This window comes from Rheinheimera soli, from assembly GCF_021290985.1.
GTDB lineage: Bacteria > Pseudomonadota > Gammaproteobacteria > Enterobacterales > Alteromonadaceae > Pararheinheimera > Pararheinheimera soli.
In genome coordinates this window covers 111,881-137,909 of the sequence record NZ_JAJOYU010000012.1, presented here as the reverse complement: position 1 = coordinate 137,909, position 26,029 = coordinate 111,881, and the positions used below count along the sequence as shown (strand labels likewise).

The window sequence follows — 26,029 nt, the reverse complement described above, 5'->3', positions numbered from 1 at the left end:
AGGCCCATCATCTGTAGAACTTCAACATCAGCATGGATTGAAGCTTTCGAAGGGCTGATATTAAGTTTTTTCTTCCCAAAAACACTAGCGACTAAGGGTAAACTGATGAATTCTTGCTTGTCAGATGGTGCGGAGTAACTTTCAGCCATAGAATATTGCAACAATGAGTCGATACCCTTTTCAACTTCAGAACGCTCTTGGGTTGAGCGAAATAAGACAGCTTCCAATGCAAGCCTAGGAACATGCGAATTCCAAACTGACAACGTAAGAAACGCACGCTGCGAACAAGGACTTAACGCAGCGTATGTTCGTTCAAAAAGCGCGGTCAAGATATCTTCTGTACCAGCAACAAGCTGAGGAATATTACCCGTCTTTTTACTCTTAGCAACTTCACCTAGTAACACTTTAATTACATATGGATGCCCTTCTGATTTCTCAATCAAATCTCTAATGTATTTATCAGTAAGCAAGCCATCAACCCCCAACAACTTGGCTGTTTGATCAATCAGAAGTCGAGATTCTGTTTCCATCATACCGCTTACTTCAAGTGGATAATCTCCCTTAAACTCTCGAAGACGAGTGGTAATTAAAGCTTTGTTTGGCAAGCGAATAAAGGAATCAATCCAGTTGAACATTTCTATAGGGTTTTGCGTAGTTTCAAAGTTATCAAACACAAAAAGGCAGGGGTCTAAATCAGACTTTCGAAGCTGTTGCTCAAGATATTCTCTTCCATTGAAAGTCTTATCATTAATCTGTTCTTTAGATAACACTAAACTCGCATAGTACTCCCCCATATCATCTGGAGATAAAACTAATGGTCGCACCGGCTTCGGACCTGTAAGTTGTAAATCGACATCTCGTGAACTAAGCCATACGATACCTTCATAACGACTATCTTGATACAAACTCTGTATAACCTTCAGTGCTAACGATGTCTTTCCAATCCCCCCGCGACCCAAAAGAGTTATGATCGGCCGCTTATCGTCTTTAAGTAATCTTAATAGATCCCCCTGCAATTCCGGTCGTTCAATGTAATCTCGTGGTAAATCAGGAGCATTTGAAAGGCAAGTTCCTTTTGGTACTAATTCGCCTTTGCCTTCGGTATCGCTTGGTGGTAGAACACCGGGAGGAGTTAGATAAGCGGAACCATCGCCGTCAATTTTGTCATCTGTAGCATAGGAAAGAAGCTCAAACCTCTTGCTATTCATCCCTCCATTAGCAATAAAAAAATCTCTCAAATCTGCATCTGTATGTATTAGATTTAATCTCCTCGCCCCTCCTACATGAATGTAAACGCCGTCAAGTAAATGATGTTCTTGTGACCTTGTTAAATGCGCAAAACTAGAAACATCTTCCGTTATCGGCGATACCCTATATTTCCCACTTAAGTTCCTGTGAAGATGTGCCCAAGGCCTTTGAAACAATGAGAAGTTTGTGTAAATTAATAAGATACTTTCTTCCAAATATTGTGCTGCGATAGCTGATCTCTCAGGGAGGGTAGCCCCATGAGCCCTCGTCTTATTTCTGAGCGTCGTAAACAGTCTAAACCATCGCTTTAAATCTGACTTTACTGGCACATCCTCTGAGTCAATATCAAGATGGTCCAAGACAGCTTTGAGCCTGGCTGTAGCATCATATTGCCAATCTCCCACCTTACATAGTTTTGTTAATTCAGACTGCTCCCTTCGAGCCTCTACAACAAGAAATTGAGAAGCAGAACCTGTGATAGCATCCTCTAACACCCTTCCCCATGCACCTAAACCATCAGCTCTCACCAGTTGATGTTCTAATCTATATCTATTTCTGTCTTTATCATCACTGATCGCGGCAACCATCCCAAGTACTATTATTTTTGTGATGGCTTCCGAAGCAAGCAGGAGTGAAAAGAAATACGTAAAATCAGAATCAGATTTTGAAACTTTAGTGCGATGAAAAATCTGTTCAATTGCTAAATGTGCCATGCTAAAGCTCCTTGGCTATCTGTTTAAAAAATAGTTCTGTGACAATCGTTCGAAAATCTAGCTAATTCACAACTATCTATAATCTACAACACCCGCCAACCATAACCACAACTTTCACACTGTACCTGATACTTATCAGCTTCTTTCCGCACTTTGGTTTGTTGGCTATGGCATTGAGTGCAGGGTTGTTTTAGTGCTGTGTTTTTTTGGCAGACATGGCATTTCAGGTAGTAGCCATAACGGCCTGCATGCACTGATAACTGATCCCAGCTTTGGCAATGTTTGCATAAGCCATTGACCAAGGGCGATGTGTCGCTGGCCGCAGTTTTAATTGGTTCTGCTGGGTTAGGCTCAGTTTTCTCTACTACTTGCCATAAATCCACCGTCTGAACATCAACCTCTCTAGCGCCGCTTTTAGATTGTGGCTTAGCTGCGCGCACCAGGTCTTGTTCTTCCGGCCTTAGCTTCAGGTGTTCAGTCAGAAGAAAACTACAAATGGAATCAAGTTCTCCAGAATTAAAAGCTGGTCTGGTATCAAACACACGCAAAGCTGTGGGTAGGAGTTTTGGCAAACGCATCAAATCTTTCACTGCGTCGGCAATAAACTCGGTTTTTACCAGTTTGGCAGCCACTTCTTTTGGTGCTTTGGTTCGATCGATGATAGCGTCGCTGGAAATAGCGCAAAGCACATGATAACAACGGCCACCTAAACCTTGTTGAATACCCAGAATGCGGCCTAGTATCTTTTTATCGTTATTGGTTAGCACTTCCTGCAATACTCTAAGTTGCAGCTCGGCTTGTTTGATAGGCGATGGCATACCCTGCCATTGTTGGCGATAGCTGCGCGACCATTCAGCCTGAGCATTCACCCGCACTTCGCCCTTAATGCTTTTAGATTCAATAACAATAAAACCAAAGGTATAGACAATAAGGTGATCAATCTGGGCGAATTCGCCGTCGTAACACAGCTGCAGGTCATGAAACACTCTCACCCTATCTTCGTCTTTAAAAGCACGACGCAGGTAAAAAGCCACATCCTGTTCTTGCTGATTCCCCGCCTGCTGACGTGCGCCAACGGCGGCTTTTTGCAGTTTGTCTTTTACAATCATCCTGATTTACCACTACTGCCATGATTTGCTTAGAACCTATAACAGAAACGTAAAAATTTCAATTCCTAACGCCTGCCTAACTCGTTCCTGCTATTTTGTTTCACGCAACAACAAAAACGTTGAAGACTAAAACAGCGGCAGTGATCAATCAATATCCCGCCACGCCAGCCTATTGCGGCCCTGGTGTTTAGCGTCGTATAGCAGAATATCTGCGCCTTTGTACAACTGCTCAAAACTGGCTTTGGCTGAGATAGCCAGGCCTATACTTACACTAACATCAATGCCTTGTATTTTTTCGGCCCGGATCATCGACAGCAATTTTTCGGCGAATTGGATGGGAGAGTCGCTGCTTTGATTTAGCGTGATGATGGCGAATTCTTCGCCGCCAATACGGGCCAGCACATCGTTTTCTCTGCTGTTTTTCGCCAGCAACTGCCCCACTTTATGCAGCACTTCGTCGCCGACGTCGTGGCCGTGCTGGTCGTTGATTTGTTTAAAGTGGTCGATGTCGATCATAAAAAATGAGTAGGGTATTTTATGGCGCAGCGCTTGTTTGATTAGCGTTGTGGCTCTGGAGACGAAAGCTCTGCGGTTCATCAAGCCTGTCAGTTCATCAGTTTGCGACAACACTTCCAGCTTCTCGGCCCTTAACTCTAAATCGTTACGCAGGTTCACCAGTTCCTGATACAAGCTATCGCGCTGTTGTGCTGTGCTAATCACCCAATAAATAAGCCGGTTGCCGTTATCCACAATACGGGCATTGACCAATACAGGCACACGCTCTGCGGCTTTGGTTTCAAGGGTTAACTGGATTTCTGCGCAGTACCCCTGATGCAGCAGCATGGGCATGACAAAACTTTCGATGACAATTTTGGACGCGGCAGTAAATACCAAACCAATACGGGCACCACTTTGTGGCTCTTGTTGGCTAACCTGATAAAAATACTGATTAGCGAACAGGATTTCGCGATCTTCAAGGGTGGTCACCACTAAACCAGTGGGGAAATCGTCCAGAACAAATTCAGCCGTCATACTGTGCTTTCACCTGGCTGCAAGGACTGCATAAAGTGTTGAATATGCCCAGCCACCTGTTGTGGATGCGTCATATGCAAGCAATGGCCTTTGGCCTCTACCACTTGCAATACACTGTTTGGAGTGTGTTTATGCATATAGTCGCCGATATACAAAGACGCCAGAGCGTCGGTTTGGCTTTGCAGCAGCAATACAGGGTGGTTATTTAGTGGCAATAAAGAACGGTAATCCGAGAAAAAAGTAGCTTTGGCGAAGTTTTTGGCGGTGATAGGGTTAGTGCTGCAGAAGCTTTCGGTAAGCTCAGCGCTAACAAAATTTGTATCTGCGTTACCCACCACCAGCGGTGCCAGATACTGAGCCCAGCCGATGTAGTTTTTATCCATCAGATCAACCAGTTCAGTTAAATCTTCACGATTAAAACCACCCAAATAATCCGGCGGATGATTTAAAAAACAAGGCGACGGGCACACCATCACCAGGCTATGAATGCGCTGTGGAATTTGCTGTGCTGCAATCAAACTGATAATGCTACTGACTGAATGGCCAACCAGCACCACGTTCTGTAAATCCAGTGCGGTGCAGATATCGATAATGTCCTGAGCATAACCTTCCAGATCGGCATACTTTTGTCTGGAGTAAGCTGCAAGATTAGAGCCACCCGACCCAACATAATCAAACAATACTATTTTGTAGTCATTGCTCAGTTCGGGGGTAAGAAAACGCCACATCAGTTGGTTGCAACCAAAACCATGCGCCATCAGCATCACTTTCTGCCCAGCGCCTGTTATTTTGACATTGTTTCTAAGGATGACATCATCGTTGGCAGGCATAAAAACTCCATGTAATGCATGCTGAAAAGGAAGTTCACTGATCTGGGATAATAGTAGTATAAATACAGCTACATCATAACTCAGACAAATTACTCCTTTAGTGTGATAAAAAAAAGATATAAAACAGTAATTTGTCCCACGAGTCCCTGTTTTCAGCTGATCTTGTTTTTACGTGGCAGGGCCTTTCAATACCTTGCTCTCTAGTGCTGAGCCTGTTGTTTGTGCTGTAACGCGAAGTAATTTATGCGTTCGCTTAAGTTGTAGTCTACCCCAACAAAGAATAGCGGAATAACCACGAACACAGTTATTTTGAAAATGCAGCGTCCAGCATTTTTACCTCAAAGCTAAGCACCAGACCGATTCAGTTCACCCACACTTTCTGTTAAACTCCACCGCGCCTTTTTTCAGCCACAGAAGAAGTGAAGATGACTCTTGCAACTCAGGTCCTGGCGGTCAATGACGACTTGCCTATTCGTACAGATTTACCTGTTCATTCAGGCAAAGTTCGCAGTGTGTATTGGCTGACTGCCGCTGATAGCGAGCGGTTGATCCGGGAAAAAAATTACCCTGTAGCTCCTGATACGCCGTTGGCCATTATGGTGATCAGCGACCGCATCTCGGCTTTTGACTGCATCTGGCATGGCGAAAATGGCTTAAACGGTGTGCCTGGCAAAGGCGCAGCATTAAACGCTATTTCCAATCACTGGTTTGCCTTGTTTAAACAACATGGCCTGGCCGACAGTCATATTCTTGATATTCCCCACCCGCTGGTGTGGATAGTGCAAAAAGCTCGTCCGCTGAAAATTGAAGCCATAGCCCGTCAGTATATTACCGGTTCTATGTGGCGAGCTTACAGCAAAGGTGAACGTGAATTCTGTGGTATTACCCTGCCTGAAGGCCTGCAAAAAGATCAAAAACTGCCGGAGATTTTAATCACTCCGTCCACCAAGGGCATTCTGACTGGCTTAGCCGGTGTGCCTGAAGCCGACGATGTAAACATTTCCCGCGCTGATATCGAGCGTCATAGCGCTGCTTTTGGTTTTGAACAGTTGTCTGACATCAGCCTGTACGAAACCCTGTTAAAACAAGGTTTTGGCGTGATAAGCGATGCTTTAGCTGCGCTGGATCAGATGTTTGTTGATACCAAGTTTGAATTTGGTTATGTCAACGACGCCAATGGCCAAAGCAAACTGATTTATATGGACGAAGTGGGCACACCAGACAGCTCTCGTATTTGGGATGGCGCCAGTTGGCGCAATAGCAGCATAGTAGAGCAATCGAAAGAAGGCTTCCGTCAGTGGCTGCTAAGCAACTTCCCTGATCCAGATATTTTACTGAATAAAGATCGTATGCCTGAGCGCGCAGCACTGGCGCGCGACAACGCTTTACCAACAGAAGTGATGATGGATATTTCCCGCACTTACCTTGGCATAGCGGAAAAAGTAACGGGCCGTAAAATCGAATTAGCCGCCAACCCTAAAGCCGAAATTATTGAGGTGTTAGGCCGTGATTATGGTTTGATTGCGGAATAAGTTTTAGGCTAAAAAATCAAGTAGATACAAAAAGTGCCAGTCTTTGAACTGGCATTTTTATTTTAAGCTTTGGCTTATTCGCTGGCCTTCAAGCTAAATATTTGCTCGACCGGTACTGCAAAAAACTGCGCCAGCTTTAGTGCTATCACCACTGAAGGGGTAAAACGACCAGTTTCTACAGTGCTGATGGTTTTACGCGACACCCCTATGGCTTCTGCCAGCTCTGTTTGTGAGATCTGCCGTCCTGCTCTTAACAGCGCGATGCTGTTACTTAATTCGTCCATTAATCCTCGGCCTCTTCACGCAGGTTGAGCAGTACTGTTGTTCCCCAGACTAAGCCTGCCACTAATAAGACAACTTTGCTAAAGTTACTCAGACTAAAAAGCACTTGCATGCCTGCCCCCAACTGATTAAACAACACAGGGTCGCCAACAGTACAAGCCAGCAGTAACAGCACCAGCATAGCTAAACAGGCATAAGTACTGGCTTTGCGATTCAGGTCGCGGGCAAATTCTTCACTGTACAGGCCAAAAATTTCACGCCAGCCGCCGCTACCATGCCCTTCCGTGGTCCAACGCACCACCACCACAATAAGAGCGATAGCACTAAGTACCGTCAGCACGTTAGGTACTGTATTGCTTTGACCCGGCAGTACGGCCAGAATCTCTCGAACTAAACCACTGATAAACATCAGGCAACAAGCCAGCGTGGTATAGGCTCCATACTTTAATGCTGTGATTTGTTGCTCAGGTTTCCATTGGGTCATAACTTGCTCCTTTATTTTTTCTGATACCTTTAGGTTTCATTATGGAACCTAGAGGTATCAAATTGCAACCCCTAGGTTACAATTTTTTGGGTTTATTTTGAACTGCTATTTTGTGGGCCTGTAGATGAGTCGCTTGCCCCGGCAATGCCAAAGCTGGCATGCTGTATGCTTTCTTCGCCCCTAAGAGAGAAAACATGATCCGCCAGGCAACTACAGTAGATGCAACAGCTATTGCAGCTATTTATAACCACTATGTACTGAACACCAGCGTCACTTTTGAAGAGCAGGCTGTGACTACTGAACAGATGGCGGAGCGCATTGTGTTGGTGCAAAACGATGGTTTGCCCTGGTTGGTGCTGGAGCAAAACGGCGAACTGCTGGGTTATGCTTATGCCACCAAATGGCGGGTGCGCTCGGCCTATCGCTTTTCGGTGGAAAGCACTGTGTATGTCAAAGACGGTGTTACAGCCAAAGGCATAGGTAGTCAGTTGTATCAGCAGCTCCTGGCTGAATTAAAAGCTCTGGGTTTGCACCTGGTGATAGGTGGCATCACTTTACCTAATGAAAAAAGCGTAGCGCTGCATGAGAAGTTTGGCTTTGAGAAATGCGGCCACTTTCAACAAGTCGGCTTTAAGTTTGAGCAGTGGCAGGATGTGGGCTACTGGCAAAAGTTGCTTTAACTTTTTTGTAGCAAGAGGCGGTCTTTTGACTGCACAGTTTTATTCTGAACATTAGGAAAGATGAAATAACCCTGCTCCTTTATTTTCTTCAACTATGCTCAACATTCGAAACTCATCACTGAAATAGCACTCTGCCCAGCCAGACTCAAATCAAAATAACACCGCATAATCAAGGGCTGGGAACAATGCAGGGTTACAAGCATGAAAACAAAAGATGCAGACAGGCAACTCCCGCTGTTTGAAACCGAAGAGTATTCTCCGGAGGCAGCACAGTCTGACAACTCCGAAAAACCTGATTCGCTCTTTAGCAAATACATCGTCTATGTGGATGAAAGTGGCGATCACAGCTTGCAAAGTATTGATGAAAACTACCCTGTCTTCGTATTAGCTTTTAGCATTTTTCACAAAAGACTTTGCAGATAAAAAAGCCATGTCGTCGGGTTTACAATTAGCCGATCTGGTCGCTCGACCTATAGGTCTGAAAACAGTAAGGCCACAACAGGAAAACCGAGCTTTTGAAGTATTAATGAAAAAATTCTACTGTGACGGAGGCAGGAGAAGACTGGGTCAGAATTTTGAGGGTATAGGTATGAGAATTTATCCCGAGCAAGAAAGCGAAAAGCCCCGATGAAACTCACCGAGGCTACAACGCCGACCGGGCACCCCCAATCCACTTGGTACTGAGTATAGTGACCGCACTATTTCATTTCAACTGTTAACAGCATAATTAAGCAACTACCTGATGGATGCAGGATAAGCAACAGCTCGAAAGCTAAACGGACCTAACATCATGAGTAACCAGCCTGTTTGCTTCAGATTGTTGCTCAGTTGACAAAAATATCAGTCTTTAAGATCCGACAACACTTTCTCCAACAGCGCTTGTGTCGACCAATCCAGCTCGTTATGGGCTAAGGCTGGAGTGTAATACTGGCCATTGACTCTGGGTCTGTTGACATAAACTTTGTTGGGGATAATCACCTGACCTAAACCAGATGGCAGTATCTGGAACCTTACATCCATATAAGTGGAATCGGCGCTACTGGTGGCACCTGCCAGTTTAGTATTTTCAAACAAGGTAAATACATCTACTGCATCCAGACAAGCACTGGCACATTGACCTGGCATAATGACATAGACAGGTGTCTGCAGAGGTGGCAGCTCCTGAGTGGTCTCTGGCTGGACTGATGTTGCATCAGCTTCAGAGTCATCCCCTTCAACATAAAAAGCGTTGCCCGAGTCCAGCGACTTTTGCATGCCCGCCCCTACAGCCTGGATCCAGGGCAACATATCGGTTTGACCCTGAGTTTTAAGTACATCGTATAAAGATTTTACGTAGGCTGTATTACCTGGGGATGCAAACCACCAGACTTCGGTGTTGCTAAACAAGGCATTACGCAGAGATTCAACCCGCTTTTTTCCCCATAAAGCACTGGCAACCTGAACACTCCAGTACGAGGAACCACCCTGATTGTGGCGCAAATCAAGCACTATGGCTTTAGCCTGCAACAGCTTTGCTCGCTGCTGCTCAAGGCTACTAAACAAGCTTTCATACAGCTTGATCTCATCAGCTTCTGGGCTAAAAGTAGGCATGGCAATCCAGGCTATATCCTTCTGCTGCCAACTCAATCCAACAGGTAATTTATCGCCATTATAAGCAGCCTTGACGTGCTGCATAGCTGACTCAGGCCGGGGCTGCCAGTTTAGTGTGACAGTGACAGCTTCAGCACCGGGTTTTACCAACTGACATTGCTTCAATGGCGGGTTAAATGGATTACCATCATCCAGCATCAGCCTGCTGCCATAGGACCACCAGTGCCCTGGCTGATCAGCTTGCCCTGCAAAGGCAAACACTCTGTCTTTGATCAGGCTTTCCACCGCTTTACCGTCACAAGACAGCAGTTGCATGCCAGCAACCACACCAGCTTGCTCACTGTAATACACCCATAACGCATCGCCGCGCCAGACTGTATTAAAACCAGGCCAGCGTCTGATGGCGGGTACCGAATCGGGTAATTGAGCATAGGCTCCGGCATGACCGTCTTGCAAACTGGTGCTGAAACGTTCAATCACAGCTTCATAGCCATAGGCATCAGTCACTTGTGTGACCAATAAAAGCGCATTGGTTTTGGCTTGTAATAACTGTTGTTGAAAACCAGGGTTTTGCTGGTCCGCCATGCCCGGATGATTTTCTGCCGTGATTTGATACGCCGCTTCAATATCCTGACGGGCAAGCTCAGCCCAACCCTGCGCTGTAGTGGGCAACACCGGAGCTTGTTGTTCGCTGGCGAGCAGAACAGAAGGCAAAGCACAGAGCAAAGCCACAGCTGTCAGCCTGGACACCAGAGTTTTAATAGCGCGTCTCATAAGTTACCTTATTGTTAAATAAAGAAAAAAGATTAACTGAAGAACAGGAACAACTCAAGATTGAACTGTGACGCAGTAGTGGATAACAGGCTAGCGAAAACGAAATGCCATGCATTTTCTGATTGTGACAAAAGTTTCATATCTGAAACTAGCCTGGACTTTCCTTCTGTTGCGCCATCGCACATTCGCTTTTTTTCTACGCTCTGGTTAAGGTAGAGCCGAATTTGTGAATACAGGACCCTACCGATGAAAACTTTGTTGCCTTTTTTACTGAGCCTCACAGTGCCAATGCTGATCAGTCCGATAGCGGTCGCTGAAGAAGCGGTCACCACCACACCAACTTTACAGGCTTTGTGGCAAACCGATGGCCTGCGTGTGCCTGAGTCTGTGCTTTGGCATCAGCAGCAAAACAATGGCAAAACCGACACCCTGTTATTTGTCTCGGAAATTGATGGCAAAGGTAACGAAGCCGATGGCGTCGGTGGTGTGGCTCTGTTAAATACCGACGGCAGCATTCGTGACAAAGATTGGTTGCGTGGCCTGAATGCACCTAAAGGTTTGGCTTTGTATCAGGGCAAACTTTATATTGCCGACTTAACAGAGGTGGTGGTGGTAGATATAGCATCTGCCAAAATACTGAACAAAATCAAAGCACCAGATGCAGTATTTTTAAATGATGTCACAGTAGACAGCAAAGGTATGGTGTATATTTCCGATACCCGCCTGAACCGTGTTTATAAGCTGGAACAAAACAACATCAGCGTTTTTCTGGACAATATAGAAGCGGCGAATGGCTTAAAAGTAGTGGCTGAGCAGCTGTATATTGCAGCTGGTGATAAGTTGCTGAGAACTGATTTGACAGCTAAGGACAAAACCCCTGTACAGGTAGCTGTTGGTTTTGCCGAAAGAGCCGATGGTGTGGAAGCTGTAGGTAATGGCGATTTTATTGTCAGTTGCTGGGCAGGCCTGGTGTATTACGTCTATGCCGACGGCCGGATTGAAGAGTTGCTGGATACCAGAACCTCCAAACTGAATACCGCAGATATTGGCTGGGACGCAGCAACTAAAACCTTGTTTATCCCCACTTTTTTTGGCAATTCAGTACAGGCTTATAAGTTGAAACTGTAGTGAGTTTTAACTGCGCCCTTTAAAAAGCCAGTGCCTGTTATCCGACACTGGCTTTTAGCCCAACTGTACTTTGTTTCGCCCCAAAGCTTTGGCCTGATACAAGGCCTGATCGGCTCTTTTTAGCACTGAATCTTTGTCATCGCCCTGCTGGTATTCTGTTACACCAAAACTGATGGTGAATTGAGGCAAGCCTGGCTCGTCAAGACTGGCAATATGTTGTCTTAACATTTCAGCCAGCTGGCATGCGGCTTCGGCTTTTTGTTGCGGCAGTAAAATGACAAATTCTTCTCCACCTAAGCGAAACAATGAATCTGTTTTACGCAAGCGGCGGCTGATATGCTCTGTTAAAGACTGCAATACCTTGTCACCTGTGTGATGACCAAACTGATCGTTCACCTTTTTAAAGAAGTCCACATCCAGCAGGGCAATACTGAACAGGCCGCCACGCTCTGCAAGGCTCAGTTCCATACGCAGTTGCTCATCCCATTTGTGGCGGTTAAAGGCACCAGTTAATTTATCCCGTGTCGCCAGCACCAGCAGTTGCTGCTCTATTTCCTGCCGATTGCTTATTTCCACAGATAAACGTTGCACCATCACTTTCAAATCATGTTCAAGTTCTGTCAGTTCATCCTGATGGTCAGGCTGATGAAAAACCGGGCTACTGATGGGTTCACCCAGCTCTATCGACTGTTGCACATTTTTAATTTCGGCCTGAATACGGCCAATACGGCGACGAAAAATTTGCAGTATATAAAAAGTCAGATACAAGCCAATCACAAAAGCGCAAAAGCCAAGTCCTGTGTTCACCAGCATAAATTCATTTTGATGTTTGTCGGTATAACGGCTGGCTTCGAGCGTTAATTTTTCCATATGCCGCAAAATCGACATAATGCTTTGGTCCAGAAGAGCTGCTTCGTCTTCAAACTTTAGCCACTGCTGCTCTGTGGTGTGCCCTTGTTGCAAGGCCGACATAAGGTGTTGCTCAAAGCTGTCACTTTGCAGATGAAACTGTTGGATGCTGATCAGAATTTGCTGATGCTCAGCCGCGGCAAAACGAACCTGATGTTGCTGCAAACTTTTGTTTAACACTAACTCAGTTTTATCCAGCAGAGTCTTCAATGCCTCACGTTGCGCGGCAAAAACTTGTTCTGGTTTCAACTCAACTCTGGCTTGTTTAGCATTTAAACGAAATTGATCAATGAATAAATGCTGCTTCAACTGGATCATTTCCAGCTCGCTGACCATTGCAGTTAAGGGCACATCAATTTCTGCCACCTCATGCATTTCTGCGCTGATCAGTTTAAGTTTAAAAATGGAGTAGAGAATAACAACAAATAAAAAGGACAGCAGAACAACCAGTAAACCACTGATTTTCCGCTGTAAAGAGGCATTAAACCACTGCTGCATAAAAGGTCCTGTCTGATCAGATCGCTGGATCGACTGTAAAGCGGCCTGCCGGTTGACGTAGTGCTGTTGGCTATCGTTCAAGCATCTTAACGATAAATTGCTGATTTAGATAATAAAGTGCGCTCAGTTGCAGGACTTAACGTCTGAATACAACGATTCTCTTCCACCAAAAATTTCACTATTGGAAACATTTGGATTTAGGTTAAATAAAGGTTTATTTATTGTTAATTAATGCCGTACTGTGACCGGAATACAACAACCGGAGGTTCTATGAACTTACTACATCGTTCCATCAAAGTACTGTCTTGCGCTCTGTTATTGCCTTTGTCACTGTCTGTTGTTGGGCAAACTGAGCTCAACACCACACTAATGCTGACCAAAAAAACCGACAAAACCTACCTTAGCTGGTCAACAGAAGTTCCAGCTGTAGCCCGACAAGAAATTTACCGCAGTACCAGCAGCCTGTTTGAACAGGCCGAACGTATTGCGGTATTAGACCCCTATCAACAAGTAGCTGAAGACCACAACTTTGACTCACATCAGGACTATTGGTATTGGTTAAAAGTGATTGACGCTGATGGGCTGGAACATTTATCCAACTTATCCGCCACAGTGCCTCAATTAAGCTATCAACCCCTTGCCACTATAGCCAATGCCAGTCGTTGCAAAGCAGGAGCGACCTTTACCAACGAAACAGTTGACTGTGGTGGTGTGACTGTAGGCAGCAGCTGTGCCAATGATAATGAAGGCCAAAAGCCAGTGATCACACTGAAAAACGCGACAGTGAAAAACCTGCGTATTTCCGCCAGTGGTGGTGCCGATGGTATTCATTGCAGCAGTGGCAACTGCACTATTGAAAACGTCGTCTGGGAAGATATTTGTGAAGATGCCGCCACCAACAACGGTAAAACAATGACGGTAAAAGGCGGCATGGCTTTTAACAGTGCCAATGGCCCTGGTGGTAAACCCGACAAAGTGTTCCAGCACAACTCAAAAAACAGCACCACTGTACTGACAGGTAACTTCACCCTGACCGGCGAAAACGGCAAATTATGGCGCTCTTGTGGCGATTGCACAGATAATGGTGGCCCACGTTATCTGACCATTTCAGGTGTGACTGTGAATGGAAAAATTGACAGCATTGCTGGTGTCAACAGTAACTACAAAGACGTGGCTACTATCCGTAATCTGAAAATTAAAGATTACAAAGCAGGTAAACCACCTGTTTGTGAACACTACACCGGGGTGAAAAAAGGCCAGGGTAAATCGGTAAAAGATAAAGAATACTGGAACAGCGCCAGCTGTAATGTCAGCAAAACCGACGTAACCAAGCTGTAATTTATTGAAGCTTAAGCTAAAAAATAAAAGCAGGGACCGAATTCAAAAGTCCCTGCTTTAGTGTTTATGCTCTGTCTACACCTTTCTGAAATTCACCAGCCGGTATAAAGCTGGCAACACCAGCAAGGTCAGTAAAGTGGAGGTGATAATGCCGCCTATCACTACAGTGGCCAAAGGCCGCTGAATTTCGGCACCAGTGCCTGTATTAAAGGCCATAGGGACAAAACCCAGGCTGGCTACAAGTGCAGTCATCAGCACTGGTCTTAACCTCGATAGAGCGCCCTGTTCCAGCGCGGCCAAAAGCTCCATACCCTGATCTCGCAACTGGCGGATAAAACTGACCAGCACTATGCCGTTGAGCACAGCTATACCTGATAAGGCGATAAAACCTACAGCAGCAGAGATAGACAGCGGCATATCACGCAGCAATAAGGCAAAGACTCCGCCCGTTAGTGCCAGCGGTACACCGCTGAATACCACTAAAGTATCCCGCACTGAGTTTAAAGCGCCATACAACAAGCCGATGATCAGCAGCAGCGTTAAAGGCACCACTATGCTTAAACGCTCTGTCGCCGATTGAAGTTGCTTAAAAGTACCGCCGTAATCCAGCCAATAGCCATCTGGCAACTCTAAGGCATTCATACGTTGCTGCACTTCGGCAATAAAACTGCCTAAATCCCGGCCTGTCACATTGGCTGTCACCACCACATTACGTTTACCACTTTCCCTGTTAATTTGGTTCGGGCCTGTGATTTCTTTAATAGTGGCAATTTCACCCAGCGGCACATAACGCAACTCAGGCGAGTCATCGACAGGCAAAGTGACCGGAATACGGGCTAAAGCTGCAGGGTCTTGTCGCAACTCTTCCGGTAAACGCAGCACTAACTTAAAGCGCTTGTCACCTTCATACATCAGCCCGACCTGACGGCCACCAATAGCGGTTTGGATCAGTTGCTGCATTTGCGCCACATCCATACCAACCAAAGCTAAATGGTCACGCTGAGGTTCTATTGAAAGCAAAGGCAAACCGGCCGCCTGTTCCATTCGTGCATCTTCAGCGCCCTGCACTGCAGAGAGCACTGCAGCGACCTGCTCACCTACTTCTGTCAGCACGTCCAGATCATCACCATACACCCTTACCGCCACGTCGGTACGAACTCCGGCAATCAGTTCGTTAAAACGCATTTCTATCGGCTGGGTAAACTCGTATTTATTACCCGGAATTTGCTCTACTAATTGCCTAAGTTCCTCTTCAAACTGGGCTTTGCTTTTATCAGGGTTTGGCCAGTCCTGCTGGTTTTTTAGAATAATAAAAGTATCGGCGACATTAGGTGGCATAGGATCTGTGGCCACTTCCGGCGTGCCAATTTTTGAGAACACCCTGTCTACTTCAGGCAAAGTGGCAACTTCCGCCTCCAACTGCATTTGCATCAACACCGACTGGGTTAAACTGGTGCCCGGAATACGCAAGGCATGCATAGCTATATCGCCTTCATCCAGTTGAGGCAAAAACTCCGAGCCCATTTTACTGGCTTGCCAAAGCGCTGCCGACATCAGAAGCACTGCGGCAACAGATACCAACAGCGGCGTTTTAATAGACAGCACCAGCAAAGGTTGATAAGCCTTGCGAAGTGCCAGCATTAAGGCATTTTCTTTTTCCGAAATTTTGCCACTGACAAACAAGGCAATAGAGGCCGGAATAAAAGTAATGGCCAGAATTAAAGCGCCCAATAACGCCGCTATAACAGTAAACGCCATAGGCTGGAACATTTTGCCTTCGACACCACTTAAAGCAAAAATAGGCAGGTACACCAGCATAATAATAAAAACCCCAAACATAGCGGGCGTCATCACTTCTTTGGTGGCGGCTAATACCACAGCAGAACGCTCTTTTAAATTGAGTAACCTGCCCTGTCGATGCTGAGCCAAACCCAGTTGGCGTAAGCAGTTTTCTACCACTATCACAGAACCGTCGACTATCAGGCCAAAATCGATAGCCCCTAAACTCATCAGGTTGCCACTCATTTTATTGGCCGCCATGCCGCTGATGGCAAACAGCATACTCAGTGGGATCACAAGCGCTGTTAATAACGCCGCCCTGACGTTACCTAAAAACAAAAACAGGATCACCACCACCAGCACAGCACCTTCCAGCAGATTGGTTTCTACTGTTTTGATGGTTTTATCCACTAAGGTAGTTCGGTTGTAATTGGCTTCAGCCAAAACACCTTCGGGCAACCGTAAGTTGATCTCTTCAAGCCGACTAGCCACTTGCTGCGAGACAGTGCGGCTGTTTTGCCCCATCAGCATCATCACTGTGCCAAGCACTACTTCGTTACCATCCTGAGTGGCAGCGCCGGTGCGGAGTTGTTTGCCAATCGCCACCTCGGCGACATCTTTCACCCGCACCGGGCCGTCGTCTCGTTTGGCGATCACCAACTGACCGATATCCTCTAACGACTTCAACTGGCCTGGTGAGCGGATCAACCATTGCTCGCCATTACGCTCTATATAACCAGCGCCGACATTGCTGTTGTTTTGCTCCAAAGCTTGCGCCAAATCATCCAGCGTCAGTTTAAAGGCCAGCAGTTTGATCAGATCAGGCGCCACCTGATATTCGCGGACATAACCGCCAATGGTATTAATTTCGGTGACTCCCGGCACTTTGAGTAGCTGAGGCCGGATCACCCAGTCCTGAATAGTGCGTAAATCTTCCGGGTTATAGGCAGAGCCATCGGCTTTTTTAGCATCAGGTACCACTTTAACTGTGTAAGAGAAGATTTCGCCAAGGCCTGAAACTATGGGCCCCATTTCCGGATCTATATCGGCAGGCAGTTCGTTTCTGACATTTTGCAGCCGCTCCGACACTTGTTGTCTGGCCCAATAAATATCAGTGCCTTCGGTAAATACCACTGTGACTTGCGACAAACCATAACGCGATAAAGAACGGGTGTATTCCAGCTGCGGCAAACCTGCCATAGCTGTTTCTATGGGGTAAGTAATACGCTGCTCGGTTTCCAGTGGTGAAAAACCTTCTGCAGCCGTATTAATTTGCACCTGCACATTGGTGATATCTGGTACTGCATCGACAGGTAAACGCGATGCTTGCCAAAGTCCTGCCGCAGCCAATAACAACGTCAGCAGCATGATCAGCACTGGCCTTGCCAATGCTGTTTTTAATACAGTATTTATCATCATAAGCTCCTAATGATCATGGCTGGCGCCAGACTTCATCAGGTCGGCTTTGAGGATAAAACTATGAGTTGTGGCGTATTGCACACCCAGTGGCACACCGGATAACACTTCTACTTGTGTATCGTCGGCGCGGCCTAATTGCGGCATACGAATTTCAAAGTTATCGCCATGGCGGATAAAAATTACGGTTTTGCCATTCCACTGCTGCAAAGCGGCTTTGTTGATCACTAAAGGCGCATCTATAGTGGCGACCGTGACGTCCGTTTTGACATGCATACCGGGCCGCCAGTGTCCGTTAGGGTTGGCTATTACACCGCGAGCGCGGGCAATATGGCCGCCTGTCATTTGTGGTGCTATGTAACTGATTTGGCTTAGTGCAGATTGATGACCATGTAAGTCTTTTACCAGAAAATCATCCCCGACTTTGAGCTGTTCTGTATCAGAGGGAAAAGCGGACATTTCGATATAAACAGAAGAAAAATCACTGATTTCCAACAGCGGCTGTTCAGATACCTTGCTGCCAACGCTAACGTATTTGGCCGTCACTTCACCTGAAATAGGCGCATAAACAGAGTAACTTTTTAAGCTGGCCGGGTTTTGCACTGTCGCCACTAACTGGCCTTTAGTCACTTTATCGCCGACGTTAACTACCACTTGCTGCACCACGCCAGCATAAGCGGCACCAAGCTGCACCTGCTGCTCTGGTATAGCTGCCACAACTCCAAATAAGTGCAGCTGAGTACGGATTTGGCCTGCTTTTGTTTTCTCCAGCTCTATGCCGGCTTTTTGAATAGAACGCTCCGACATCTGAATACGGCCTTCAAAGGAGTCATAATGCCATTGATAGTTTTTGCCCTGATAACTGGCCTTTATCTCCACTTCAAAGGAATGAGGCTCACGAATGACTGTATCGCCAAGCCAATAATCCAGCTCAGGGCTAAAGTTGATCACTTCTGCAGCTTCACCCAGCCGCTGTAAAGTGACCTCTAGTTTTAGCTCTGTAGCTTTTATGGCTTTGCCGTTTTGATAAAGATATAAACGCAGCTCGGGCTCAACTTCAGTTTCATAAATGGTCACTTCTATAGCGAAGTCATCCTGGGCCAGTAAATGTCCACCCTGTGGACCTTTGGCGGCTTCGGTTTCAGAATGTCCGTCTTCGTGATCTGCACTAGGGTCATCACCATGAGCAGCAACCAAAGTAGTAAAACTTAAGGAAACACTTAGCAATAAAATGGTTAAAAAGCGGAAAAAATTCATTGAGAAAGCTCCTGCTGTAAAGGGAGACCGAAGCTGTTGCGCTCTTGGGTTAAGGCTTGTGGACCTTTCACCACCATAGGTAAACCGGTCAGACGTTCCAGCTCTAAAAGTTGCAGATGCAAAGCATATTGCAGGTCAATCACAGTGAGTTTGGCCGACAAAATTTCCTGCTGCGCTGAGAGTAAGTCGGTCATATCAAACACGCCTTGCTGATAACCGGCCGACATCTGCTGCAGTAGCTGTTGCGCCAGCGGGATCACAGCTTTTTGGTAATCAAGGATTTGCTCGCTTAGCTGAGTCAGTTGCAGATAAGTGCGCTCTGTTTGCAATTGCAGTTGCTGCATAGTTTGTTGCTGCTGCAGCTGTGCTTGTTCTGTTGAAGCTTGAGTAGCAACAATGTCGCCCTGGTTAGGATTCTCCAGAGTAAACGGCATACTGACCTGCAGCACAAAGGCATTATCGTTGCTTTGTTCATTGCGGCGAATACCAGCCCCCAAGGTTAAATCAGCCTGACCTAAAGCTTTGGCTAACTGCAACTGGCTATCCAGCACTCTGTTTTGCGTCAGCCACCACTGCAACTGCGGCGCTTGCTGTAATTGCGTCAGTACATCAGCTAAAACAGGCAAAGTGGGAAGCAGGCTTAAATCACCTGATACAGTTTCAAAATCAGGCTGCTCTGCCCAGTGACTGGCTAACAAACGCAGGTTAACCCGCTTTTCAGCCAACAGACTTTTATGCTCCATCCGGCTTTGCAGCACTTTCAGTTCCAGTCGTGTGACATCAGCATCTGTTACATTGCCCGCCTTGGCGCGCTGTTTAGCCACTTCAAGCATTTGCTGTTCAGTCGCCATTTTTTGCTCTGTCCACTGCAGTAAAGCCTGCTGATGCAATAGCTGCAGAAAAGAGCGCATCGTAGCCGCCAGCACATCAACTTTATCCAGTTGGTATTGCTGCGCTGTTAATTTGCTTTGCCATTGGGTCAGCTCAAGTCGCTTCTGGCGTTTATCACCCAGTTCAATCAATTGACTCAGGCTTAAGGTCAGTTCGGCATTTTTAAAGCCAGTACTGTCGCCCGTGCCAAGCACATCGGCCAGCTCCAGGTTCAGTTCAGGGTTAGGCCGTTGTCCGGCACTGATAGCTGCGGCATCATGGATACGCTGCTGATAAGGGTACAGTTGCAAGCCAGGGCTTTGCACTAAAGTGCGTTTTAACGCTTCTTCAATAGTAAGTGTTGTCGCTTGGGCAGGTATAACCCACAGCAACATTAAGGCCAGCAGCATAGTAGCCGCATGGCCGGAATTCATAGTCATAACTATGCTCCACCAGATCATTTAAATAAAAGTAAAAAACGGATGTTTAACCAGGAGATTTAAAGATTGGGTGGAGGCACTAAAGGGGTATAGCTGGTGGTGATCATCGCATATTGAGCTAAGCCTGATGCTTTGTGCACCACAGGGTCTGCAGATACTGAAAAAAGTTCGGCTATATAGCAGGCAACATGAGCATGAGTGGGATGATGGTTATCCTTATGTTCTGCTGCGTGTCCTGCAGCATCTTCTGCGCTTTGTTGGGCAACTTCTTGCGTAGCGCAATGCTGATGTTCACTGTGACTGGAATTATCGAATAAAGAAAACGGATGATCCTCCTCCGGCAAATGCATAACAATGCTTTCACAGGCCGAAACGGCGTGATTCAGCATAATCAGCATCAGTACAAGCAAGCGGAGCATAGGTTTTGGCATAAAGCCCTCGATAAGAACTGTTCGCAGCATAACCTATAGTTCTTCACCAACTCAAGTTTATAGATATGGTTCAAAGGCCTTTGAGTAGAGTTCTACAAATTCACCTTGTTGGTTTTTAACAATAAACAAAGCTGCAATTTGGTGTTGTTCCGCAAGCTCCATGGCTTTTTCTGGCCCCATCACCATAAAAGCTGTTGATAAGCCATCCGCTGTCATGCAGGACGGATGGATCACTGTAGAGGATAACATCATGTGGGTTACTGGCTTGCCGGTTTTAGGATCTATTAAGTGCGAATAACGCTGGTTGTTTTCTTCAAAGAAAATACGGTAATCACCTGAGGTAGCCACAGCATTGTCTTTAGGCCGGATCAGGCGCTGCAACACACGCCCTTCAGCCACAGGTTTTTCCAGTCCTACAGTCCAGTCTTTGTTTTCCAGAGAGCTGCCTTTGACACGAATTTCACCGCCAATTTCAGCCAGAAAGTTGCTGATGCCTTGTTGCTCCAACACTTCTGCCACCAAATCGACACCGTAACCTTTGGCAATAGTGGATAAGTCGACATAAAGCTGTGGCTTAGTTTTATAGACACTGCTGCCTTCCAGTTGCAGATGTTGTGCACCGATTTGTGTTCTGGCCAAAGCTATAGCGGCATCGTCCGGTACTTTTTCTGGTCTGTGTGTGGGGCCAAAACCCCAGAGGTTTACTAAAGGACCTACGGTAATATCCAGATAACCATCGGTCAGCTGCGCCAGCCGGATCCCTTCTGCAAATAACAGCCGCAGCATTTCTGAAGCTTCACGCGGTTCTGTCGAATCACTGCTGTTAAATAAGGACAACTCTGAGTCTTTGATATACGTAGAGGCTACCTGATTCACCTCTTTTAATGCGAGGTCAATCTGGGCCTGCACCTGCTGCTGATCTGGCATACCGGGCTGGCTGATATAGGTGACATGGTAGGTCGTGCCCATGGTTTTGCCTTCCAGCAACACTTTTTCGTTGTCAGGTTTCGCGCAGGCGGCTAAGGTCACTAAAACAACACAAGCGAAAAAATGTTGTTTCAGACCCAAAAAAGATGCGGTATTCAAATCAGTTTTCCTTCAGAACAGCTCTGTGGTTATTATCCCACAGAGCGCCTGGCCAAAGCTCTGCGCTTATCTGATGTAATGGTTTAACCATCGCCATACGACAGCACTAATTTATCTGTGCAACTGTCCTGCCCTTTCTGGCTGGTAAACCAATTGCAGTACTTGTATCGGTTGAATGTCGCCATCAGGCATAGGCCAGTGAATTTCATCGCCTTCACGTAACCCAAGCAAAGCTGAACCTACAGGAGCCAGTACTGATACTTTATCACCTGTCGCATCCAGATCTTTTGGATACACCAGTGTCAGGCAAGGTTCTTCGCCTGTTTTCATTAAACGAACCCGAACTGTAGAGTTCATAGTGACCACATCCTTTGGCATTTCTTCGGGTTCAACCACAGCACCTCGTTCCAGTTCTTGTTCCAGTAGTAAACGGGCTGGATCTGTAGCTGGCAATCGGCTTAACAGCTGATCTAAACGGTCCAGATCCAAGCTGGACAACAGTATTTCTGGTAAAGCCTGACTCATCATATTCTCCTGTACGCTAGGGGTAAAAGTAAAAGCTGGGGGTTGCTTGACCGACATCAGATCACACAACATAAAACGTAAAGTACGACGAAACAGCTGAACTTCAGCCACTTGCCCCACATTTTTCCCCAATAAAGCTGCACCTAATGGGGATAACACCGAAATAAAACCTTGTTCTGGTTTTGCTTGCTGCGGGTAAACCAGGGTGATCCAGGATTCCGTCTGATCAGACAAATCCAGTAACCGCACCGAACAGCCTGGCACTACGCCAGTTTCGCTCAGTGGTTTACGTTTATGGTTAGCAACAGAGCCAAGTTGTTGCAGCACGTGCTGTAGTTGCCAGGGTGGTAAAGGGCGGATAGCCGAACTGGCCATAAAAAATAGCGCCGAAACATCGGTTTTAGCCGATGTTTTTTTAATAAAGATAGTCATTCCAGACTCCGGAATTTAAATAGTCAAAATCAGAGAGCGTAACGAACAGCCGACCCCGTCACACGGAGCCGGCTCAGGAATGGAAGACGGTAAAAAAAGCAGCGTGATAAGACGGCGACTTTATTGCTGTTTTGAACAAAATAACCTCCGTCTTGTTGAAATGGAAAAGAGAATTCAATGGCGGACACCATATCCCATTTGGTAGCAAAACTCAAAGCCCAGTCCTGCTTTGGCACTGTGTGCCTTAGCCCACAGATCTGTGGTTAAAATCAGTCCATGCTCATAAATCAGCCCAATACACGGAGTACGACATGAGCTATTTCACCACCAAAGACAATACGCGGCTTTATTACAAAGACTGGGGCAGTGGCAGCACTGTGATTTTGATCCATGGCTGGCCTTTATCTTCCGACAGCTGGGAAGACCAGGCCATAGCGCTGGTCAATGCCGGCCACAGAGTCATTGCTTACGACAGACGAGGTTTTGGCCGTTCTTCCCAACCCTGGCATGGTTACGATTACAATACGCTGGCCGACGATTTAGCTGCACTGATCAATCACACCGCAGTCAACGATGTGGTACTGGTTGGTTTTTCGATGGGCGGTGGCGAAGTAGCGCGTTATATGTCACGGTTTGAAGGCAAGAGAGTCACTAAAATTGCGCTGATTTCCTCCGTCTTACCTTTTCGCTTACTGACACCGGACAATCCAAGTGGCACGGATGCAGCCACCTTTGAACAAACCGCTTTGGCATTAAAAACCGACAGGCCGCACTTTTACACTGCGTTTTTTCAAAAGTTTTTTGGCGTCAGCATCTTATCCAACCCGGTTAGCTCCGCCTATTTAGACTGGATGCAAGGCATAGCTATGCAAGGCAGTTTACGTTCCGCCTTGCAGTGCCTGAACTCTTTTTCGTCCACTGACTTCAGGGCAGATTTAGCAGCCATACAGGTACCTGTGCTAGTGATCCATGGCACTGAAGATGCCACAGTACCCATTCAAAGTTCGTCACGCTTAATCCATAACTTTATTCCGGACGCTGAACTGATTGAATACGATGGCGCACCTCATGGCTTATTTGCCACAGAAAAAGACCGCTTAAGCCGGGATTTAATCCGGTTTTTAAAAGCGGTCTGATGTAAGCAAGCAGCATCACAGTAAACAAAGAGCACTCTGGCGGCAGCTCCAGCACACTGCCAGAGTGATTATTTTTATGTTTGCGCCAGAGCATAAATATCTGACTCAGAAACAAAACATTCCTCTGAATGCCACTCATCCCACTAAACAGGCCATTTACTGCAAAACCTGTTCTTTCAGCCCTGCTTTTGGCATACTCGACCAGTTAAAAGTTGATGATTTTTAGTGTAAATCCATAACAAAAAAGCAACCAAAATACCCAGAGGGAAAGATCCATGCGTAAGACCTTAATAGCCAGCGCTATTGGCGCAGCCGTCGCTTTAAGCGCCTGCTCCAAGCCAGCCGAAGAAGCTAAAACCACTGCAGCAGTTGAGCAAACACAAACTGCAGCACCAGCAGCGGAGCAAGGAGCTGTGAGCAATCCATTATTCGTAAAAAGTACTCTGCAATACGAAGCCCCAGAATTCGATAAAATTAAAGTTGAACATTACCAACCAGCCATGGAAGAAGGTATCAAACAGCATATAGCTGAGATCCTGGCTATTGCAGGTAATACCGAAGCAGCCACGTTTGACAATACCATTGTCGCTATGGAAAAAAGCGGAGAGCTGTTAGGCCGTGCTTCTACGACTTTCTATAACATGACGGGCACTATCAGCAACCCAACCATTCAGAAAATTCAGGCTGAAATGGCACCTAAATTTGCTGCGCATTCAGATAACATCAACCTGAACCCGGAATTGTTTGCCCGTATCAAAGCTTTATACGACACTCGCGCCACCTTAGGTTTAGACGGTGAAGCCACTCGTTTAGTGGAAGATTATTACGAGCGTTTTGTTCGTGCCGGCGCTAACTTAACGGAAGAACAAAAAACGAAGATCCGTGCGTTAAACGAAGAACAGTCCACTCTGACCAACAAATATCAGCAAAACCTGATGGCAATGAAAGATCAGATCGCTGTTTATGTCGACACCAAAGAAGAATTAGCAGGTTTATCTGAAGCAGAAATTACTGCTGCAGCCGAAGGTGCAAAAGCCAAAGGCAAAGAAGGTAAATTCCTGATTGAAATTACCAACACCACCCGTCAGCCTGCATTGGCTTCACTGGAAAACCGTGAAATACGTAAAAAAGTATGGGAAGCATCAGCGAACCGCGGTACTTCAGGCGAAACAGACAACCAGCCTATAGTTGCACGTCTGGCGCAGTTACGTGCTGAACGTGCTGGTTTGTTGGGTTATGACAACTGGGCTACGTACCAGTTAGAACCTACTATGGCTAAAACACCAAAAGCAGTGATGGATATGTTCGCCTCTATGGTGCCGGCAGTGGTCGAAAACACCAACAAAGAAGCTGAAGCTATTCAGGCAATGATCAAAGAAACTGGCGGTGATTTTGAATTGCAGCCATGGGACTGGGAGTTCTACGCTGAGAAAGTACGTAAAGCCAAATACGATTTAGACGAAGCTCAAGTGCGTGAGTACTTTGAATTTGAACGTGTATTAACAGACGGTATGTTCTACACCATGAACAAGCTGTTTGGTATTACGATGAAAGAACGTCCGGACTTACCTGTGTATCACCCGGATGTAAAAGCTTATGAAGTCTTTGACGCTGACGGCAGCAGCATTGCGCTGTTTTATGCAGACTACTTCGCCCGTGACGGCAAACGTGGTGGTGCCTGGATGAGTTCTTTTGTCAGACAAAGTGAGCTGTTAAATCAGAAGCCTGTTGTCGTAAACGTGATGAACATTCCTAAAGGCCCAGCTGGCGAACCTACACTGGTGAGCTATGACAATGTGACCACTATGTTCCACGAATTTGGTCACGCTGTGCATGGTTTATTCTCTGACGTAACTTACCCATCCTTGTCAGGTACTTCAGTATCACGTGACTTCGTTGAATTCCCATCTACCTTCCAGGAAGATTGGGCTGCTCACCCTGATGTGATTGGCAACTACGCCAAACACTACAAAACAGGCGAAGCTATTCCGGCTGAACTGTTGGCAAAAATCATGAAGTCACGCAGCTTCAACCAGGGTTTTGACACTCTGGAGTATATGTCTGCTGCGCTGTTAGATATGGAATGGCATTCTCTGCCAGCCGACGCGCCGTTGCAGGATGTAAAGAAGTTTGAAGCTGAAGCACTGAAAAAACACGGTGTGGATCTGACGGCTGTGCCGCCACGTTACAAATCAACCTTCTTCGCTCACGTGTTCTCAGGCGGTTACTCTGCCAGTTACTACGCTTATATGTGGAGTGAAATTCTGGCGGCTGACGCTTATGCCCATGTGCAAAACCAGGGTGGTCTGAAGCTGGAAAACGGTATTAACTTCCGTAAAAACATTCTGTCTATTGGTAACAGTAAAGACCCAATGGAAGCCTACAAAGCCTTCCGTGGTCAGGAACCAACTACAGATGCACTGTTAATCCGCCGTGGTTTAAAAACCGGTATTAACTAACAACTAAAAAAGGGGTGGCTCACATTGTGAACAATGTGAGCCACCCCTTTT

The 26,029-nt window shown here is 46.4% G+C and carries 21 protein-coding genes; 7 read left to right on the top strand and 14 right to left on the bottom strand.

Annotated features, from left to right (window positions below):
- The 4 genes from LSG37_RS10580 to LSG37_RS10565 form a co-directional block, all read right to left on the bottom strand.
- Positions 1-1,961, bottom strand: a 1,961-nt coding sequence (locus tag LSG37_RS10580) for an NB-ARC domain-containing protein (protein WP_233079837.1), incomplete at its 3' end; no start/stop codon positions are given.
- A gap of 83 nt (positions 1,962-2,044) precedes the next feature.
- Complete coding sequence (locus tag LSG37_RS10575) at positions 2,045-3,070, bottom strand: nuclease-related domain-containing protein (protein WP_233079836.1); 1,026 nt, start codon at positions 3,068-3,070, stop codon at positions 2,045-2,047.
- A 144-nt stretch (positions 3,071-3,214) separates the two neighbouring features.
- Entirely contained in the window at positions 3,215-4,102 is an 888-nt protein-coding gene (locus LSG37_RS10570; protein WP_233079835.1) for a GGDEF domain-containing protein, read from the bottom strand.
- Positions 4,099-4,932 carry an alpha/beta fold hydrolase gene (locus LSG37_RS10565; RefSeq protein WP_233079834.1) on the bottom strand — a complete coding sequence of 278 codons (834 nt, stop codon included), beginning with the start codon at positions 4,930-4,932 and terminating at the stop codon, positions 4,099-4,101. The genes LSG37_RS10570 and LSG37_RS10565 overlap by 4 nt, the downstream gene beginning before the upstream one ends.
- A gap of 425 nt (positions 4,933-5,357) precedes the next feature.
- Between LSG37_RS10565 and LSG37_RS10560 the strand changes: the two genes are divergently transcribed.
- The gene (locus LSG37_RS10560; RefSeq protein ID WP_233079833.1) at positions 5,358-6,464 is read left to right on the top strand and encodes a phosphoribosylaminoimidazolesuccinocarboxamide synthase; all 1,107 of its coding nucleotides are present in this window, start codon (positions 5,358-5,360) and stop codon (positions 6,462-6,464) included.
- A 74-nt stretch (positions 6,465-6,538) separates the two neighbouring features.
- Here LSG37_RS10560 and LSG37_RS10555 read toward each other — a convergent pair whose 3' ends face one another.
- Together LSG37_RS10555 and LSG37_RS10550 are read right to left on the bottom strand one after the other, a co-directional pair.
- On the bottom strand, positions 6,539-6,748 hold the full coding sequence (locus LSG37_RS10555; RefSeq protein ID WP_233079832.1) for a helix-turn-helix transcriptional regulator: 210 nt from the start codon (positions 6,746-6,748) through the stop codon (positions 6,539-6,541).
- Positions 6,748-7,230, bottom strand: coding sequence for a hypothetical protein (locus LSG37_RS10550; RefSeq protein ID WP_233079831.1), 483 nt, complete (start codon positions 7,228-7,230; stop codon positions 6,748-6,750). Before LSG37_RS10550 ends, LSG37_RS10555 begins: the two co-directional genes overlap by 1 nt.
- Before the next feature lie 194 nt (positions 7,231-7,424).
- Between LSG37_RS10550 and LSG37_RS10545 the strand changes: the two genes are divergently transcribed.
- Positions 7,425-7,910, top strand: a complete 486-nt coding sequence (locus tag LSG37_RS10545; protein WP_233079830.1) for an arsinothricin resistance N-acetyltransferase ArsN1 family B — start codon at positions 7,425-7,427, stop codon at positions 7,908-7,910.
- 201 nt (positions 7,911-8,111) lie between these two features.
- Complete coding sequence (locus tag LSG37_RS10540; protein WP_233079829.1) at positions 8,112-8,333, top strand: DUF3800 domain-containing protein; 222 nt, start codon at positions 8,112-8,114, stop codon at positions 8,331-8,333.
- A gap of 417 nt (positions 8,334-8,750) precedes the next feature.
- On the opposite strand, the gene LSG37_RS10535 is transcribed toward LSG37_RS10540, so the two are convergent.
- Positions 8,751-10,274, bottom strand: a complete 1,524-nt coding sequence (locus LSG37_RS10535; protein WP_233079828.1) for a S41 family peptidase — start codon at positions 10,272-10,274, stop codon at positions 8,751-8,753.
- 246 nt (positions 10,275-10,520) lie between these two features.
- On the opposite strand from LSG37_RS10535, the gene LSG37_RS10530 reads away from it, so the two are divergent.
- Entirely contained in the window at positions 10,521-11,402 is an 882-nt protein-coding gene (locus LSG37_RS10530) for an SMP-30/gluconolactonase/LRE family protein (RefSeq protein ID WP_233079827.1), read from the top strand.
- 54 nt (positions 11,403-11,456) lie between these two features.
- On the opposite strand, the gene LSG37_RS10525 is transcribed toward LSG37_RS10530, so the two are convergent.
- Entirely contained in the window at positions 11,457-12,809 is a 1,353-nt protein-coding gene (locus LSG37_RS10525; RefSeq protein ID WP_233079826.1) for a GGDEF domain-containing protein, read from the bottom strand.
- A gap of 270 nt (positions 12,810-13,079) precedes the next feature.
- Here LSG37_RS10525 and LSG37_RS10520 point away from each other — a divergent pair, with 270 nt between their 5' ends.
- Positions 13,080-14,147 (top strand): pectate lyase, encoded by a 1,068-nt coding sequence (locus LSG37_RS10520; protein ID WP_233079825.1) that lies wholly within the window; start codon positions 13,080-13,082, stop codon positions 14,145-14,147.
- A 75-nt stretch (positions 14,148-14,222) separates the two neighbouring features.
- Here the strand turns inward: LSG37_RS10520 and LSG37_RS10515 are convergent, their stop codons facing one another.
- The 6 genes from LSG37_RS10515 to rnk form a co-directional block, all read right to left on the bottom strand.
- Positions 14,223-17,345 carry an efflux RND transporter permease subunit gene (locus LSG37_RS10515; RefSeq protein ID WP_436286417.1) on the bottom strand — a complete coding sequence of 1,041 codons (3,123 nt, stop codon included), beginning with the start codon at positions 17,343-17,345 and terminating at the stop codon, positions 14,223-14,225.
- Between the two features lie 6 nt (positions 17,346-17,351).
- The gene (locus LSG37_RS10510) at positions 17,352-18,599 is read right to left on the bottom strand and encodes an efflux RND transporter periplasmic adaptor subunit (protein ID WP_233079824.1); all 1,248 of its coding nucleotides are present in this window, start codon (positions 18,597-18,599) and stop codon (positions 17,352-17,354) included.
- A complete protein-coding gene (locus LSG37_RS10505) occupies positions 18,596-19,909 on the bottom strand; it encodes a TolC family protein (protein WP_233079823.1) in 1,314 nt (437 codons plus the stop codon). Before LSG37_RS10505 ends, LSG37_RS10510 begins: the two co-directional genes overlap by 4 nt.
- Before the next feature lie 59 nt (positions 19,910-19,968).
- The gene (locus LSG37_RS10500) at positions 19,969-20,370 is read right to left on the bottom strand and encodes a hypothetical protein (protein ID WP_233079822.1); all 402 of its coding nucleotides are present in this window, start codon (positions 20,368-20,370) and stop codon (positions 19,969-19,971) included.
- Positions 20,371-20,397: 27 nt separating this feature from the next.
- A complete protein-coding gene (locus LSG37_RS10495; protein WP_233079821.1) occupies positions 20,398-21,426 on the bottom strand; it encodes an FAD:protein FMN transferase in 1,029 nt (342 codons plus the stop codon).
- 111 nt (positions 21,427-21,537) lie between these two features.
- Complete coding sequence (gene rnk / locus LSG37_RS21400; protein WP_366515558.1) at positions 21,538-22,383, bottom strand: nucleoside diphosphate kinase regulator; 846 nt, start codon at positions 22,381-22,383, stop codon at positions 21,538-21,540.
- 311 nt (positions 22,384-22,694) lie between these two features.
- Here rnk and LSG37_RS10480 point away from each other — a divergent pair, with 311 nt between their 5' ends.
- Positions 22,695-23,519 carry an alpha/beta fold hydrolase gene (locus LSG37_RS10480; protein ID WP_233079820.1) on the top strand — a complete coding sequence of 275 codons (825 nt, stop codon included), beginning with the start codon at positions 22,695-22,697 and terminating at the stop codon, positions 23,517-23,519.
- Between the two features lie 275 nt (positions 23,520-23,794).
- The gene (locus LSG37_RS10475) at positions 23,795-25,978 is read left to right on the top strand and encodes a M3 family metallopeptidase (protein ID WP_233079819.1); all 2,184 of its coding nucleotides are present in this window, start codon (positions 23,795-23,797) and stop codon (positions 25,976-25,978) included.
- The last annotated feature ends 51 nt before the right edge of the window (positions 25,979-26,029 follow it).

What these genes read in the sequence shown, in the direction of transcription:
- LSG37_RS10480 (WP_233079820.1), top strand. Translation starts at nt 22,695, where the DNA reads ATGAGCTATTTCACCACCAAAGACAATACGCGGCTTTATTACAAAGAC.
- LSG37_RS10565 (WP_233079834.1), bottom strand. Translation starts at nt 4,932, where the DNA reads ATGCCTGCCAACGATGATGTCATCCTTAGAAACAATGTCAAAATAACA.
- LSG37_RS10475 (WP_233079819.1), top strand. Translation starts at nt 23,795, where the DNA reads ATGCGTAAGACCTTAATAGCCAGCGCTATTGGCGCAGCCGTCGCTTTA.
- LSG37_RS10505 (WP_233079823.1), bottom strand. Translation starts at nt 19,909, where the DNA reads ATGACTATGAATTCCGGCCATGCGGCTACTATGCTGCTGGCCTTAATG.
- LSG37_RS10525 (WP_233079826.1), bottom strand. Translation starts at nt 12,809, where the DNA reads ATGCAGCAGTGGTTTAATGCCTCTTTACAGCGGAAAATCAGTGGTTTA.
- LSG37_RS10515 (WP_436286417.1), bottom strand. Translation starts at nt 17,345, where the DNA reads ATGATGATAAATACTGTATTAAAAACAGCATTGGCAAGGCCAGTGCTG.
- LSG37_RS10560 (WP_233079833.1), top strand. Translation starts at nt 5,358, where the DNA reads ATGACTCTTGCAACTCAGGTCCTGGCGGTCAATGACGACTTGCCTATT.
- LSG37_RS10535 (WP_233079828.1), bottom strand. Translation starts at nt 10,274, where the DNA reads ATGAGACGCGCTATTAAAACTCTGGTGTCCAGGCTGACAGCTGTGGCT.
- rnk (WP_366515558.1), bottom strand. Translation starts at nt 22,383, where the DNA reads ATGACTATCTTTATTAAAAAAACATCGGCTAAAACCGATGTTTCGGCG.
- LSG37_RS10570 (WP_233079835.1), bottom strand. Translation starts at nt 4,102, where the DNA reads ATGACGGCTGAATTTGTTCTGGACGATTTCCCCACTGGTTTAGTGGTG.
- LSG37_RS10575 (WP_233079836.1), bottom strand. Translation starts at nt 3,070, where the DNA reads ATGATTGTAAAAGACAAACTGCAAAAAGCCGCCGTTGGCGCACGTCAG.
- LSG37_RS10550 (WP_233079831.1), bottom strand. Translation starts at nt 7,230, where the DNA reads ATGACCCAATGGAAACCTGAGCAACAAATCACAGCATTAAAGTATGGA.
- LSG37_RS10510 (WP_233079824.1), bottom strand. Translation starts at nt 18,599, where the DNA reads ATGAATTTTTTCCGCTTTTTAACCATTTTATTGCTAAGTGTTTCCTTA.
- LSG37_RS10540 (WP_233079829.1), top strand. Translation starts at nt 8,112, where the DNA reads ATGAAAACAAAAGATGCAGACAGGCAACTCCCGCTGTTTGAAACCGAA.
- LSG37_RS10530 (WP_233079827.1), top strand. Translation starts at nt 10,521, where the DNA reads ATGAAAACTTTGTTGCCTTTTTTACTGAGCCTCACAGTGCCAATGCTG.
- LSG37_RS10500 (WP_233079822.1), bottom strand. Translation starts at nt 20,370, where the DNA reads ATGCTGCGAACAGTTCTTATCGAGGGCTTTATGCCAAAACCTATGCTC.
- LSG37_RS10555 (WP_233079832.1), bottom strand. Translation starts at nt 6,748, where the DNA reads ATGGACGAATTAAGTAACAGCATCGCGCTGTTAAGAGCAGGACGGCAG.
- LSG37_RS10545 (WP_233079830.1), top strand. Translation starts at nt 7,425, where the DNA reads ATGATCCGCCAGGCAACTACAGTAGATGCAACAGCTATTGCAGCTATT.
- LSG37_RS10520 (WP_233079825.1), top strand. Translation starts at nt 13,080, where the DNA reads ATGAACTTACTACATCGTTCCATCAAAGTACTGTCTTGCGCTCTGTTA.